This is a genomic window from Lichenicoccus roseus, from assembly GCF_005844085.1.
GTDB classification, from domain to species: domain Bacteria; phylum Pseudomonadota; class Alphaproteobacteria; order Acetobacterales; family Acetobacteraceae; genus Lichenicoccus; species Lichenicoccus roseus.
In genome coordinates, this window is sequence record NZ_VCDI01000001.1 from 388,842 (window position 1) to 402,102 (window position 13,261).

Below are 13,261 nucleotides of genomic sequence, written 5' to 3' on the forward strand. Positions count from 1 at the left end.
CGCCTGGCCTTCGCCTGATATCGCCCCCCCTGGAGGATCGACGCATGGACACCTTGCAGGACGCCCCGGCTCGCCCGGCCGACGGACGCGCCGAAGAGCTGGTCCGCATCCGCAACTGCCGCCAGGCGTACCACAAGGACAGCTCCGTCGACCTGGTGGTGCTGGATAACGTCGAGCTCACCTTGCATTCCGGCGAGATCGTCGGCCTGCTCGGGCGTTCCGGCTCGGGCAAGTCGACGCTGCTGCGCATCGTGTCCGGCCTGCTGGCGCCGACCTCGGGCGAGGTGTCGTGGCGCGGCAAGCCGCTGCGCGGTCCGGCGCCGGGGGTCGCGATGGTGTTCCAGTCCTTCGCGCTGTTCCCGTGGCTGACGGTGCAGGCCAACGTGGAACTCGGGCTGGAGGCCAAGGGGGTCGGTCGTGCCGAGCGCGAGCGGCTCGCCGAGGAGGCGATCGAGCTGATCGGCCTCGGCGGCTACGAGAACGCCTATCCGAAGGAGCTGTCCGGCGGCATGCGCCAGCGTGTCGGCCTGGCACGCGGGCTGGTGGTGCATCCCGACCTGCTGCTGATGGACGAGCCGTTCTCGGCACTCGATGTGCTGACGGCGGAGAACCTGCGCACCGATTTGATCGAGCTGTGGGCCGAGAAGCGGCTGCCGGTGAAGTCGCTGCTGATCGTGACGCACAACATCGAGGAGGCGGTGCTGATGTGCGACCGCATCCTGGTGTTCTCGTCGAATCCGGGCCGCGTCGCGCACGAACTCAAGGTACCGTTCGCGCATCCGCGCAACCGTCACGACTTCGCTTTCCGGCAGTTCGTCGACCGCATCTACGGGCTGATGACCAAGCGCGTGCAGGAGCCGACCCAGCCCGATCTCGCACCGGACAGCGCGGCCCAGCTCGCCAAGAAGTTCCAGGCGCTGCCGATGCTGCCGACAAACCTGATGGCTGGCCTGATGGAGACGATCCTGGCCGAGCCATACCGGGGCCGCGCCGACCTGCCGCTGCTGGCGACATCGCTGCAGCTTGAACTCGACGAGCTGCTGCCGCTCGGCGAGACCATGCAGCTGCTGCGCTTTGCCGAGCTGGAGGAAGGCGACATCCGGCTGACCGAGGCCGGCACCGCCTTCGTGCTGGCCGATCTCGACCAGCGCAAGCTGATCCTGCGCGACACGCTGCGCGTGAACATCCCGCTGGTCGCCGACATCCGCGCCGTGCTGGACGATCGGTGGAACCATCGTGCCCGTGCCGAGCGCTTCCGCGACGAGCTCGAGGACCACATGTCGCCTGACTATGCGCGCGAGACGCTGCAGACGATCATCGGCTGGGGTCGCTACGCCGAGCTGTTCGACTACGACGAGGAAGCCGACCAGTTCTTCCTCGACGAGGACGACACGCCAGCCTGATCGCCGGCCTACTCCGGACCGGTGCCGACGGTGGCGAGGCGGGCCTCCTCGAAATGCCGGGGGAGTTCGCGCTTCGGCGCTGGCGGCTCCGATGCAACGCCAGGGGCGCCCAGCTTGCGCGACTCCGCCGCGCGCTTCGGGCCGCGTTCCCACCAGCCGCCGCGGCGGACGATGCTGAAGGCGCGCCACAGCCGGCGGGGCAGCCAGACGGAGCTTGCCAGCGCCATCAGCGCGTAGCGCCTGGCTTCCTCGTGCGAGGGGTCGTCCTTGCTCAGGAACTCGAGCTTGATCAGGTCCTCGGTCCTGGCGTCGATCGCCATCTCGCGCGCGTAGTGGTTGACCAGGCTGCGAACCCGGTAGCGCCGCAGGAACCGCTGCTCGCTGGTCCTGGAATGCCACCAATGGTTGGTGGCATGGATCCGGTAGTGCACCATGCCGGTCGGAAGGTAGCGCTTGTGGGCACCCTGCAGGCTGCTGCCGTAGACCAGGCAGGTATCGGCGGACAGTCTCCAGGTCTCCTGCAGGTTGGCTGGCAGGTTCAACGCCCGCTCCGCCCACTCGCGCCGCATCGTCAAGGCGCTTGTCGCTTCCCCGTACCACCAGCCGGTCATCCAGGCGCTCAGGGCGGTATAGCCCAGATCGACGGCGCGATCGGCATACGCCTCGCGGCCATGCTCCTTGCCGGTCAGGATGCAGTCGCTGAACACGAAGTCGGTGCCGGCATGCTCTTCGTAGACCGCGACCATCGCCTCCAGGTAGCCGAGGTCCCAGAAATCATCCGCATCGAGGAAAGCCACGACCTGTCCGGTGGCGTGGTCCAGGGCGTGACGGAAAGCTCCAAGCTGACCCCGGTTCGATCCGGTCAGCAGGGTGACGCGGGCGTCCCCGCCATAGCGGGAGCGCAGGCGCTCCGCGGAACCGTCGGTCGAGCCGTCATCCACCACGATGACCTGGGCCGCCGCCCGGGTCTGCGACAACGCGCTCTCCACGGCGTCGATGACGAACGCGCCGTAGTTGTAGTTGGTGACGATGACGCTGACTGAGGTCATCCGTATCCCTTCCGCACCGGTTCCGAATCCGTCGATTAACCACGTGGACCGGATAAAACAGTTATCGTCCGCGTTCCAGGAAGGATGCAGGATCCCCGAAAAGTCAAAGCGGGCATGCCGGACAGTAGCCAACCCGGCGGACGACGCCACTACAGGCGTGTGAACTTTTGTTCAATCTAAAAAAATATGGAGGCAGGCGACGATACAGTGGATCGCGCGGCTTTGTAGTCCCGCGCGCTCGAGGTTGTCCGCCTTGAGCGATGCCTCGTCGCGAACCCGTCACCCGGCGTCGCGTTGGGGCGCGCGTATCAACCACAGGAGGGCCGCATGGTCCAGGACGCTCCAGAGACCGGAACCCCCGTCTGGCTGATCACCGGATGCTCCACCGGCTTCGGCCGGGAACTGGCGAAGCTGGTGCTGGCGCGTGGCTGGCGCGCCGTGGTCACCGCGCGTGACGCCGCCAAGGTCGCCGACCTGGTCCAGGGCCACGAGGACCGCGCGCTGGCGCTGGCGCTCGATGTCGACCAGCCGGCCCAGGTGCGAAGCGTCGTGCAGCAGGCAGAGGACCGCTTCGGCGCCATCGACGTGCTGGTGAACAACGCCGGCTACGGCTACCTCGCGGCGATCGAGGAGGGCGAGGATGCGGAGGTCCGGGCGATGTTCGAGACCAACGTGTTCGGCCTGATCACGGCGACCCAGGCGGTACTGCCCGGCATGCGCGCCCGCCGTCGTGGCCACATCGTCAACATCTCCTCGATCGGCGGCATCACCGCGTTCGCCGCGACCGGCTACTACCACGCGACCAAGTTCGCGGTGGAAGGCCTGTCCGAGAGCCTGGCCATCGAGGTGGCGCCGCTCGGCATCAAGGTGACCATCGTCGAGCCGGGGCCGTTCCGCACCGACTGGGCCGGCCGCTCGATCAAGCAGTCCGCGACCCGCATCGGCGACTACGAGCAGACCGCCGGCGAGCGTCGCCGGCAGACCGGGGAGCGCAGCGGCAACCAGCCGGGCGATCCGGTGCGCGCGGCGGAGGCGATCATCACCGCCTACGAGGCCGCCGAGCCGCCGCTGCACCTGGTGCTGGGCAAGCCGGCGCTCGGCCTCGCCCGCAAGAAGATCGAGAGCCTGTCGGCCGAACTGGACAAGTGGGAAAAGACGACGCTCGGCGCCGACTATCCCGAGTTCCAGGATCGCTGAAGCAGCTCAGCCCGGCTCGGCGACCAGCCGGTAGCCGATACCGGGCTCGGTGGTTATCATTCGCGCGGCAGCGCCCAGCTTCTGCCGCAGGTGCCCGATATAGACGCGCAGATACTGCACGTCGTCGGCATGCGCCGGCCCCCAGACGGTGGTCAGCAGTTGCCGGTGCGTCACCAGCCGGCCGGCATGGCGCATCAGCATCGCCAGCAGCTGGAACTCGCGCGGGCTGAGCGTCACCGGTTCCCCCGCGAGCAGCAGCCGGTGCGCCGGGATGTCGAGCGCGAGGGGACCGGCTTCCAGCATGCCGTCGGCACCCGGCGGCGGCGCCAGCCCATCCCGCCGGCGCAGGGCGGTGCGTATGCGGGCCAGCAGCTCGCCGAGCGAGAACGGTTTCTCCACGTAGTCGTCGGCGCCGCCGTCGAGCGCCGCGATCTTCTCGGTCTCGCGGTCACGTGCCGACAGGATGATCACCGGCACCTGCGAGAAGGCGCGCAGCCGCCCAAGCGCCTGCTTGCCGTCCATGTCCGGCAGGCCAAGGTCGAGCAGCACCATGTCGGGCGGATGCTGCACCGCCTCGCGCAGACCCTCGGCGGCGGTGGCGGCGCTGGCGACCGCATAGCCGGCGGCTTCCAGCGCCGGCCGCAGGAAGCGGTGGATCTGCGCCTCGTCGTCGATCACCAGCACATGGCGCCTGCCATCCGGCCGCCCGGTATCGATCCCGCTCATCGCGTTGCCGTCAGGGTCATCGCCATCCGCGTGCCGGGGTGTCCGGGCCTCGCGCCCGGCCGTGGGCTGATCGCCTCCAGGCGGCCCCCCATGACCTCGACCAGACCGCGCGCGATGGCGAGGCCAAGGCCGGTGCCGACGCCGCCGGCGGCACGGTCGCCGGACGACGCGGCAGTGCTCGACCTGTAGAAGCTTTCGAACACGTGCGGCAGGTCGATCGCCGCGATGCCCGGCCCGTCATCGTCGACCTGCAGCGCGACATCCTGGCCGCGCATCAGGATCGACACCTGCACCGGCGATCCCGGTGCATATTTCAGCGCGTTGTCGAGCAGGTTGAAGATCACCTGCTCGAGCAGCAGCGGATCGGCCAGCACCATCGGCAGCCGGTCCTGCGCCGTCACGGTGATGCGGCCATCATGCGGCAGTCGGGCCAGCACCGCCTCCGTCAGGTCGGAAGGGTGCACGCGGGCCATGCGCGGCGCGACCGCGCCGCTTTCCAGCCGGGTGATCTCGGTGATGTTTGCGAGAAACCGCGTCATGCGGCCGGTATCCTCCTCGATCGATGCCAGCAGGTCGGCGCGCACCGCCGGTGACAGGCTGTCCCAGGCCGAGCGCAACGTCTCGGCGCTGCCGCGTATGCCGGTCAGCGGGGTGCGCAGGTCGTGCGACAGCGAGTTCAGCAGCGCCGCCAGCAGCTTCTGGGTCTCGTCGCGTGCCGCCTCGCGCGCCATGCTGCCGGTCAGGATGATGCGTTCCAGCGCCACGGCGGCCTGATCGGCCAGCGTCTCCAGCGTCTGCAGGGTCGGCGGGTCGAGCGGCGCCGCCGGCTGCACTCCCAGCAGCCCGAGCACGCGCGCCTCCGTCCGGACCCGGTCCTCGCCCGCCACGCCGTCGCCCACCGCATCGTCGCGCCGGGCGATGCGCAGCGGCAGGAACCGCCAGGCCGCGAACGGCAGGGTGGTCGTGCCGCGCCCGGTCGGCTCGCCGCGGCTGAACGCCCGGTTCGCTGCCGCCCAGCTGCCCTCGTCCATGGTATCGGCCGGCGGATAGGCGCTGCGTATGTCGAGCAGGTCCTGCGCATCGCCCTGGCCGCGCGTCCCCTCGGTCCGGGAAATCGTGGCGCTGGTGGACAGGAAGATCGCAGCCCCGGCGATCACCGCGCCCTGGCGCACGATCTCCTCGCTCAGGTCGGCCTCGGTGCGCGCCATGCCGAACGCCCTGCTGAACGCACCGATCCGGCGCAGCCCCTCGATCCGGCTCTGCGCCGCATGCGCCGCGGCTCGCAGCCGGCTCGCCAGGATGCCGGTGATGGAGGCAACGCCGGCGAACACCACGATCGCGATGGCATCGCGCGGCTCGTAGACAGTGAGCTTGTAGATCGGCGGGATGAACAGGAAATTCCACGACAGGAACGAGATCGTCGCGGTGAACAGCGCGATGCGCAGGCCGTACAGGCTGGCGGCGCCGACCACGGCTGCGAGGAACAGCATGCCGAGCGCCTCGTGCTCCAGCCAGGCGCTGAACACCTCGCCGAGCGCGATGACGGCGCCGGCCAGCCCGGTCGAGACCGCCCAGGGCAGCCAGCCAAGCGCCCGCGCCGGCAGGCGACGGAGGCGGGCCGGCGCCGTCGGCACCACATGCAGGGTATAGTCCGGCGCCAGCCGCAGCAGCGCGGTCGCGAGGTCGCGGTGCAGCAGGCGCGCCAGCGCCGCCTTCGGTGCCGGGGAGCGGCCGGTGACGATCTGGCTGACGTTGCGCGACCGGCTCAGCTCCAGGGCGGCGCGCGCGATCCCCTCGCCGCCCCGGCTCTCGATCTCGGCACCCAGCTCGGCGGCCAGCACCAGCGCCTGCTGCTCCTCGCCCGACACCCCGGCGCCTTCGACATGCAGCGCGATCCACGGCGCGCGCAGGGCGTCGGCGAGGCGCTTGGCATGGCGCACCACCGCCTTGCCGCCGTTCGGACCGACCAGGGCGAGGATGCGCTCGCCCGCCGGCCACGGTCCGCTGATGGAGTTCAGGCGCATGTAGTCGAGCAGCCCGGCATCGACATGCTGGGCGGCGCGACGCAGCGCGATCTCGCGCAACGCCTGCAGGTTGCCCTCGCGGAAGAAGCCGTCGAGCGCGCGCTTCGCCATGTCCGGGCGATAGACCTGGCCGCCCGCGAGCCTTGCGCGCAGGTCGCCCGGGGAGAGATCCACCAGCTCGATCTCGTCGGCGAGGTCGAGCACGTGGTCGGGCAGCGTCTCGCTCACCCGCACCCCGGTGATGCGCGCGACGCTGTCGTTGAGGCTTTCCAGGTGCTGGATGTTGAGCGTGGTCCAGACCGGGATGCCGGCGGCGAGCAGTTCGGCGACATCCTCCCAGCGCCGGGCATGCCGGCTGCCGGGCGCATTGCGGTGCGCCAGTTCGTCGACCAGCAGCAGCGCCGGTCGCCGCGCCAGCGCGGCATCGAGGTCGAACTCCTCCAGCGTCTGGCCGCGATACGGCACGACCCGGCGGGGCAGCACGGTGAGCGTGCCGATCTGCGACTCCGTCTCGACGCGCCCGTGCGTCTCGATATAGCCGGCGACGACGTCCAGCCCCTCGCCCTGCCGGCGCCGTGCCTGCACCAGCATCTCGTAGGTCTTGCCGACGCCGGGAGCGGCGCCGAGGAAGATCTTCAGCCGTGCACGGGCTTCGCGCAGCGAAGCCCGTGCCAGAGCATCCGGGTCAGGCCGGTCGTCGGTTGCGAGAGGCATGGGCCAAGCATAACCCGCGGTGGGGCGTCAGCGCACCACGCCGGCGACCTGGCCGGGGGTGCCGCGATGCGCGCCGGGCGGCAGCCGGTCGAGCGCAAGGTTGACCCGCAGCACGTTGACATGCGGCTCGCCGAACAGGCCGAAGGTGCGCGGCTGCGTCTCGGTGGCGATGATGTCGCGCACGCTGGCCTCGGCGATGCCGCGGGCGGACGCCACCGGGCGCGCCTGCATCAACGCGTAGTCCGGCGAGATGTCGGCATCGAGGCCCGACCCCGACGCGGTGATCGCGTCCACCGGCACCGCGCCGCCCGCCGTTTCCCCTGCCCCGAGGCCGCGCTTGCCGAGGGCGGCGAGATCGGTGGCGATGCGGTCGTGCAGCGCCTTGGAGGTCGGCGCCAGGTTGGACGCGAGCGAGGTGCTGGCGTCGTACGGCGCCGGGATGGTCGCACCCTTGGCGTCGGTGCCGGTGATCGCCGACGGCCTGCCATGGATGTAGCGCGGGCTGGCGAAGTTCTGGCCGATCAGCGCGGAGCCGACCGCATGGCCGTCACGCATCACCAGGCTGCCTTCCGCGCGGTTCGGCGCCACGTGGCCGGCGGCGACGAAGGCGAGCGGACAGGCGAGGCCGAGGACGACGGTGGACAGCGCCACCAGGGAAACGGCCGGACGCAGATGCTCGAGCATGTCGAACTCCTCGGAGCCTGATCTGATCGATCAGGCTCCCCTTGTTGTTGTGGGGAGCAGCGCTGGCTGCTCAGGCGAAGATATGCAGGGCGGTGAGCAGCAGGTCGATCGCCTTGATGCCCACGAAAGGCACCACCAGGCCGCCGAGCCCATAGACCAGCAGGTTGCGGCGCAGCAGTTGCGTCGCACTCACCGGGCGGAACTTCACGCCACGCAGGGCGAGTGGCACCAGGGCGACGATCACGACCGCATTGAAGATGACCGCCGACATGATGGCGCTCTGCGGCGTCGACAGGTGCATGATGTTGAGCACGCCGAGCCCGGGATAGGTCGCCACGAAGATTGCCGGCAGGATCGCGAAGTATTTCGAGATGTCGTTGGCGATGGAAAACGTGGTCAGCGAGCCGCGCGTGATCAGCAGCTGCTTGCCGATTTCCACCACCTCGATGAGCTTGGTCGGATCGCTGTCCAGGTCTACCATGTTGGCCGCCTCGCGCGCCGCCTGGGTGCCGGTCTGCATCGCGACGCCGACATCCGCCTGCGCCAGCGCCGGCGCGTCGTTGGTGCCGTCGCCGCACATCGCCACCATGCGGCCCTCGGCCTGCGCGCTGCGTATGTAGCCGAGCTTGTCCTGCGGGGTGGCTTCCGCGATGAAGTCGTCCACCCCCGCCTCGCCGGCGATGGCGGCCGCGGTGACGCGGTTGTCGCCGGTCACCATCACGGTGCGGATACCCATCTGGCGCAGCTGCGCGAAGCGCTCGCGTATGCCCGGCTTGACCACGTCCTTCAGCTCAACCACGCCGAGCAGGCTGCCATCCTCGGTCACCGCCAGCGGCGTTCCGCCGGCACGCGCGATGCGGTCCACCGCGGCGTTGAAGGCGGCCGGCGGATTGGTCTCGCCGATCATGCGCAGCACGCTCTCCACCGCGCCCTTGCGCCAGGCACGGCCGTCCGCATCCAGTCCGGACAGGCGGGTGTTGGCGCTGAACGGCACCGTCACCGCATCGTTGGGGGTGAACGGACGGATACCGTGGCGGTCGGCGACGAAGGCATGGATCGAGCGGCCCTCCGGGGTGTCGTCGCCCAGGGACGCCATCACCGCAGCCTCCGCCAGCCGGCGCTCGTCGATGCCGGGCACCGGATACAGGCCGGCCGCCATGCGGTTGCCGAAGGTTATGGTGCCGGTCTTGTCGAGCAGCAGCGTGTCGACGTCGCCCGCGGCCTCGACCGCGCGGCCGGAGGTCGCGATCACGTTGAAGCGGATCAGGCGGTCCATGCCGGCGATGCCGATCGCCGACAGCAGCCCGCCGATGGTGGTCGGGATCAGCGTCACCAGCAGCGCCGCCAGGATCGGCACCGGCAGCAGCGTGTTGGAATAGTGCCCGAAGCCGACCAGCGTGGTGACCGCGAACAGGAACACGATGGTGAGGCCGGCGAGCAGGATGTCGAGCGCGATCTCGTTCGGCGTCTTGCGACGTTCGGCGCCTTCCACCAGGCGGATCATGCGGTCGATGAAGGTCTGGCCCGGATCGGCGGTGACGCGCACCACCAGGAAGTCCGACACCACCTGGGTGCCGCCGGTCACCGCCGACCGGTCGCCGCCGGCCTCGCGTATCACCGGCGCGCTCTCGCCGGTGATCGCGCTCTCGTTCACCGAGGCGATGCCCTGGATGATCTCGCCGTCGAGCGGGATCAGATCGTTGGTCTCCACCAGCACCACGTCGCCGCGACGCAGGTCCGACGCCGGACGCTGCCGCCAGATCGCCGGATCCTCCGGGTTCGGCAGGTGCTTTGCGGTCATCTCGGTACGCGAGCGGCGCAGGCTCTCGGCGCGCGCCCGTCCCCGGCCTTCGGCGACCGCTTCCGCGAAGGTCGCGAACAGCACCGTCAGCCACAGCCAGGCGGCGATCGCCAGTGCGAACGAGGCCGGGTTGCCCGGGATGTGCACGAACAGGTCGCGCACGCCGAGGATGGTGGTGAGGATCGCGACCATCTCGGTCACGAAGATCACCGGGTTGCGCATCAGCTGGCGCGGGTTGAGCTTGCCGAAGGCGTCGCGGGCTGCCCGGGTGATGATGGCGCCGTCGAACAGCTTGATGGCGTCGTTGGAGTTGCCGCCGAGAGGATTGCTCGTGGTTGTGGACATTTTCTATGACCTCAATAGGTCGCGCCGGCGCGCATTGCGAAATGTTCCGCAAGCGGCCCGAGCGCATCGGCCGGCATGAACTGCAGGCCGCCCAGGATGATGATGACGCCGATCAGCAGCCCGATGAACAGCGGGCCGGTGGTCGGGAAGGTGCCCGACGTGGCCTGGAGCTTCGGCTTCAGGGCGATCGAGCCGGCGATCGCCAGCACCGGCACCAGCACGGCGAAGCGGCCGAACAGCATCGCGAAGGCCATGCCGTAGGCGAGCAGCGGACCAGACGAAGTGATGCCCGCCATCGCCGAGCCGTTGTTCTGCGTGGCCGAGGTCCAGGCGTACAGCATCTCGCTCAGGCCATGCGGTCCGGCGTTGGCCAGTGCCCCGAGGCCGGCCGGCAGCAGCAGCGACACCGCAGCACCCGACAGGATCCAGGCGGTCAGGATCAGCAGCGCCAGCATGGCGAGCTTCACCTCCTTCGCCTGCACCTTCTTGCCGAGATATTCCGGCGTGCGTCCCGCCATCAGCCCGGCGACGAACACCGCGAGCAGCGCGAACACGATCATGGTGTAGAGGCCCGAGCCGATACCGCCGGGAGTGACTTCGCCAAGCTGCATCAGGAACAGCGGGATCAGGCCGCCGAGCGGTGTGAAGCTGTCGGTGAAGCCGGCGACGGCGCCGGTCGAGGTGCCGGTCGCGCCGACGTTGAACAGCGTGGTGAGCGCGTTGCCGAAGCGCAGTTCGCGGCCTTCCATGTTGCCGAGCGCCTGGTTGACGCCGAGGGCGTGCAGCATCGGCGTGCCGGCCATTTCGGCGGCGTAGCAGCCCAGCGCGCCAAGACCGAGGATCAGCCCCATCGCCCACAGCAGCGCGCGGCCCTGTGCCGGATGGCCGACCATGCGGCCGAAGGTCGCGGTCAGCGAGAACGGGATCAGCAGGAACATGATGGTCTCGATCGCGCAGGTCAGCGCGGTCGGGTTCTCGAACGGATGCGCGCTGTTGGCATTGAAGAAGCCGCCGCCATTGGTGCCGAGCAGCTTGATCGCCTCCTGGAAGGCGACCGGTCCGCGCGCGATGGTCTGGGTGGCCCCTTCCAGGGTGGTGACCTGGGCGTTGGCGAGCAGCGTCTGCGGGACGCCGCTTGCCATCAGGATGATCGTGAACAGCACCGTCAGCGGCAGCAGCACGTAGAGCATCGCGCGGGTGATGTCGGCCCAGGCATTGCCGAGCGTCTGCACCCCGCCGGCGGCGAAGGCGCGGATCACGGCGGCAGCGACCGCGACGCCGGTGGCGGCGGAGACGAACATGTGCACCGTCAGGCCCAGCATCTGCGCACCGTTGGAGATGCCGCCTTCCGGGGTGTAGGCCTGCCAGTTCGTGTTGGTGACGAACGAGACCGCGGTGTTGAACGCAAGGGCCGACGGCATGCCGGCGACACCACCCGGGTTGAACGGCAGGTAGAACTGCAGCCGCAGGATCGCGTAGAGCAGCGCGAAGTGCACCGCGTTCAGCAGCAGCAGCGCGGAGACGTAGCTGCGCCAGCCCATGCCCTTCGCGGGGTCGATGCCGAGGATGGCATAGGTGCCGCGTTCGACCGGGGCGAGGACGGGGGTGAGAAAGGTTCGCTCGCCACTCAGGATGGCGGCGATATACCGGCCGACCGGGCCCGCGAGTGCGAGCACGATCGCCAGCACAAGCGCGATCTGCGCCAGGCCGATGATCGTCATGTGCATAATTTCCTAGAAATCTTCGGGACGGATCAGCGCCCAGACCAGGTAGCCGAGCAGGCCCAGCGAGGTGACGGCGCCGAGCAGCAGATCGAGTGTCATGGGCTCAGATCCGCGCGCAGAGGGACGCGTAGCCGTCCATCAGTAGGATGCAGCCGGCTCCGAGGAGCAGCAGCAGGATGTCGAACATGGGTGCTGTCTTTCCAGCAGGGATAAGCTGGAAAGTGGTAGGCCCGCGCCGCGTAAAGGCGCCATGCGGGCCAGCCACCGGGAGCATAAAGGTGGTATAAAGACCCCGGCTGCCTGGGTCAGTCTCCGGCCGCCTCCGTCATGCGTTCCGCCGCGACACCGTGCAGGCGTTCCGCATCGAACATGTAGTCGCGTGTCAGCGGTACTGCGGTCGGGTCGCGCGTGAGCTGGATCTGGAAGTTGATCTGCCCCTGCCGGCGGAAGGCGAGTTCCGCCGAGACCAGGTAGAGCTCGAACATGCGGCAGAAGCGCTCGTCGTAGAGCGACGCGATGATGGTGCGGTTGGCGGCGAAGCGGCGGCTCCAGTGCGCCAGCGTCTTTGCATAATGCAGGCGCAGGATCTCGATGTCGGTGATCCACAGCCCCGACTGCTCGATGGCGGCGGTGGTCTCGCTCAGGGCCGGCGAGTAGCCCCCCGGGAAGATGTATTTCGCGATCCACGCATTGGTGGCGCCGGGCCCGTCGGCGCGTCCGATCGAGTGTATCAGCGCCACCCCGTCCTCGGCGAGGCAGTCACGCAGCCGCGCGAAGAACTCGCCGTAGTGCGAAATGCCGACATGCTCGAACATGCCGACCGAGACGATGCGGTCGTAGCGCTGGTTCAGGTCGCGATAATCGACAAGTTCGAAGCTCACGCGGTCATCCAGTCCCTCGGCCACCGCCCGCGCCCGCGCCGCCTCGAGCTGCTCCGTCGACAGCGTGATGCCGGTGACGCGGGCGCCATAGTCGCGTGCCAGGGTCAGCGCCATGCCACCCCAGCCGCAACCGATGTCCAGGACGCGCAGCCCGGGCCGGTCCAGCTTCAGCTTGGCGGCGATATGGTGCTTCTTGGCTTCCTGCGCCTCGTCCAGGCTTTCGTCGCCCTGGGCGAAGTAGGCGCAGGAATATTGCCGGTCGCGGTCCAGGAACAGCGAATACAAGCGTCCGCTGAGGTCGTAGTGATGTGCCACGTTGCGACGCGACCGTGGCGCCGGATTGGACTGCGACCACGCCCGCCGCAGGCGCCGCATCCTCGCGACGACCTGCATCGCCGGATGCGCCGGGTTCTGCACGTTCATCATCAGCACTTCCATGAGGGCATACAGGCTGCACCCCATCGGACGCAGGCCGCCCTCCATGTAGGCTTCGGGCATCAGCAGGCCCGGGTTGACGATCAACCCAAGCTCCGCACGACGGGTCTCGAGCCACAGCCCCGCCTGCGGGCCGTGCGTCCCGTAGCGGCGCGTCCTGCCATCGGGGTAGCGGACATCGAGGATGCCACGCCGGATGAAGCGCCTCATGATGACGTCGAGCATGACCGACATTGCGTGAAGGCCTCCCCAGTGCGTTCCCGAAGCTATCGCCCAGC

10 protein-coding genes are annotated in these 13,261 nt (G+C 69.2%); 2 read left to right on the top strand and 8 right to left on the bottom strand.

The features are described from left to right. The first annotated feature begins 44 nt into the window (after positions 1 to 44). Positions 45 to 1,403 (top strand): ABC transporter ATP-binding protein, encoded by a 1,359-nt coding sequence (locus FE263_RS01705; protein ID WP_138324213.1) that lies wholly within the window; start codon positions 45 to 47, stop codon positions 1,401 to 1,403. Between the two features lie 8 nt (positions 1,404 to 1,411). On the opposite strand, the gene FE263_RS01710 is transcribed toward FE263_RS01705, so the two are convergent. Continuing rightward, entirely contained in the window at positions 1,412 to 2,452 is a 1,041-nt protein-coding gene (locus tag FE263_RS01710) for a glycosyltransferase family 2 protein (RefSeq protein WP_138324214.1), read from the bottom strand. A gap of 327 nt (positions 2,453 to 2,779) precedes the next feature. Between FE263_RS01710 and FE263_RS01715 the strand changes: the two genes are divergently transcribed. Continuing rightward, positions 2,780 to 3,649, top strand: a complete 870-nt coding sequence (locus FE263_RS01715; RefSeq protein ID WP_138324215.1) for an oxidoreductase — start codon at positions 2,780 to 2,782, stop codon at positions 3,647 to 3,649. A 6-nt stretch (positions 3,650 to 3,655) separates the two neighbouring features. On the opposite strand, the gene FE263_RS01720 is transcribed toward FE263_RS01715, so the two are convergent. The 7 genes from FE263_RS01720 to FE263_RS01750 all read right to left on the bottom strand — a co-directional run bounded on the left by FE263_RS01720 (position 3,656) and on the right by FE263_RS01750 (position 13,217). Then, entirely contained in the window at positions 3,656 to 4,375 is a 720-nt protein-coding gene (locus FE263_RS01720) for a response regulator (RefSeq protein WP_138324216.1), read from the bottom strand. Continuing rightward, entirely contained in the window at positions 4,372 to 7,113 is a 2,742-nt protein-coding gene (locus tag FE263_RS01725; RefSeq protein WP_138324217.1) for a sensor histidine kinase, read from the bottom strand. The genes FE263_RS01720 and FE263_RS01725 overlap by 4 nt, the downstream gene beginning before the upstream one ends. A 27-nt stretch (positions 7,114 to 7,140) precedes the next feature. Further along, the gene (kdpC, locus tag FE263_RS01730; RefSeq protein ID WP_138324218.1) at positions 7,141 to 7,797 is read right to left on the bottom strand and encodes a potassium-transporting ATPase subunit KdpC; all 657 of its coding nucleotides are present in this window, start codon (positions 7,795 to 7,797) and stop codon (positions 7,141 to 7,143) included. Positions 7,798 to 7,867: 70 nt separating this feature from the next. Continuing rightward, the gene (gene kdpB / locus FE263_RS01735) at positions 7,868 to 9,943 is read right to left on the bottom strand and encodes a potassium-transporting ATPase subunit KdpB (RefSeq protein ID WP_138324219.1); all 2,076 of its coding nucleotides are present in this window, start codon (positions 9,941 to 9,943) and stop codon (positions 7,868 to 7,870) included. An 11-nt stretch (positions 9,944 to 9,954) separates the two neighbouring features. After that, positions 9,955 to 11,664 carry a potassium-transporting ATPase subunit KdpA gene (gene kdpA, locus FE263_RS01740; protein WP_138324220.1) on the bottom strand — a complete coding sequence of 570 codons (1,710 nt, stop codon included), beginning with the start codon at positions 11,662 to 11,664 and terminating at the stop codon, positions 9,955 to 9,957. A gap of 12 nt (positions 11,665 to 11,676) precedes the next feature. After that, positions 11,677 to 11,766 carry a K(+)-transporting ATPase subunit F gene (gene kdpF / locus FE263_RS01745; protein ID WP_138324221.1) on the bottom strand — a complete coding sequence of 30 codons (90 nt, stop codon included), beginning with the start codon at positions 11,764 to 11,766 and terminating at the stop codon, positions 11,677 to 11,679. Positions 11,767 to 11,972: 206 nt separating this feature from the next. Then, positions 11,973 to 13,217, bottom strand: a complete 1,245-nt coding sequence (locus FE263_RS01750; protein ID WP_138324222.1) for an SAM-dependent methyltransferase — start codon at positions 13,215 to 13,217, stop codon at positions 11,973 to 11,975. Positions 13,218 to 13,261 lie beyond the last annotated feature (44 nt).

Coding starts and splice junctions, on each gene's coding strand:
- FE263_RS01750 (WP_138324222.1), bottom strand. CDS start 13,217: ATGTCGGTCATGCTCGACGTCATCATGAGGCGCTTCATCCGGCGTGGC.
- FE263_RS01710 (WP_138324214.1), bottom strand. CDS start 2,452: ATGACCTCAGTCAGCGTCATCGTCACCAACTACAACTACGGCGCGTTC.
- FE263_RS01715 (WP_138324215.1), top strand. CDS start 2,780: ATGGTCCAGGACGCTCCAGAGACCGGAACCCCCGTCTGGCTGATCACC.
- kdpA (WP_138324220.1), bottom strand. CDS start 11,664: ATGACGATCATCGGCCTGGCGCAGATCGCGCTTGTGCTGGCGATCGTG.
- kdpF (WP_138324221.1), bottom strand. CDS start 11,766: ATGACACTCGATCTGCTGCTCGGCGCCGTCACCTCGCTGGGCCTGCTC.
- FE263_RS01720 (WP_138324216.1), bottom strand. CDS start 4,375: ATGAGCGGGATCGATACCGGGCGGCCGGATGGCAGGCGCCATGTGCTG.
- kdpC (WP_138324218.1), bottom strand. CDS start 7,797: ATGCTCGAGCATCTGCGTCCGGCCGTTTCCCTGGTGGCGCTGTCCACC.
- kdpB (WP_138324219.1), bottom strand. CDS start 9,943: ATGTCCACAACCACGAGCAATCCTCTCGGCGGCAACTCCAACGACGCC.
- FE263_RS01705 (WP_138324213.1), top strand. CDS start 45: ATGGACACCTTGCAGGACGCCCCGGCTCGCCCGGCCGACGGACGCGCC.
- FE263_RS01725 (WP_138324217.1), bottom strand. CDS start 7,113: ATGCCTCTCGCAACCGACGACCGGCCTGACCCGGATGCTCTGGCACGG.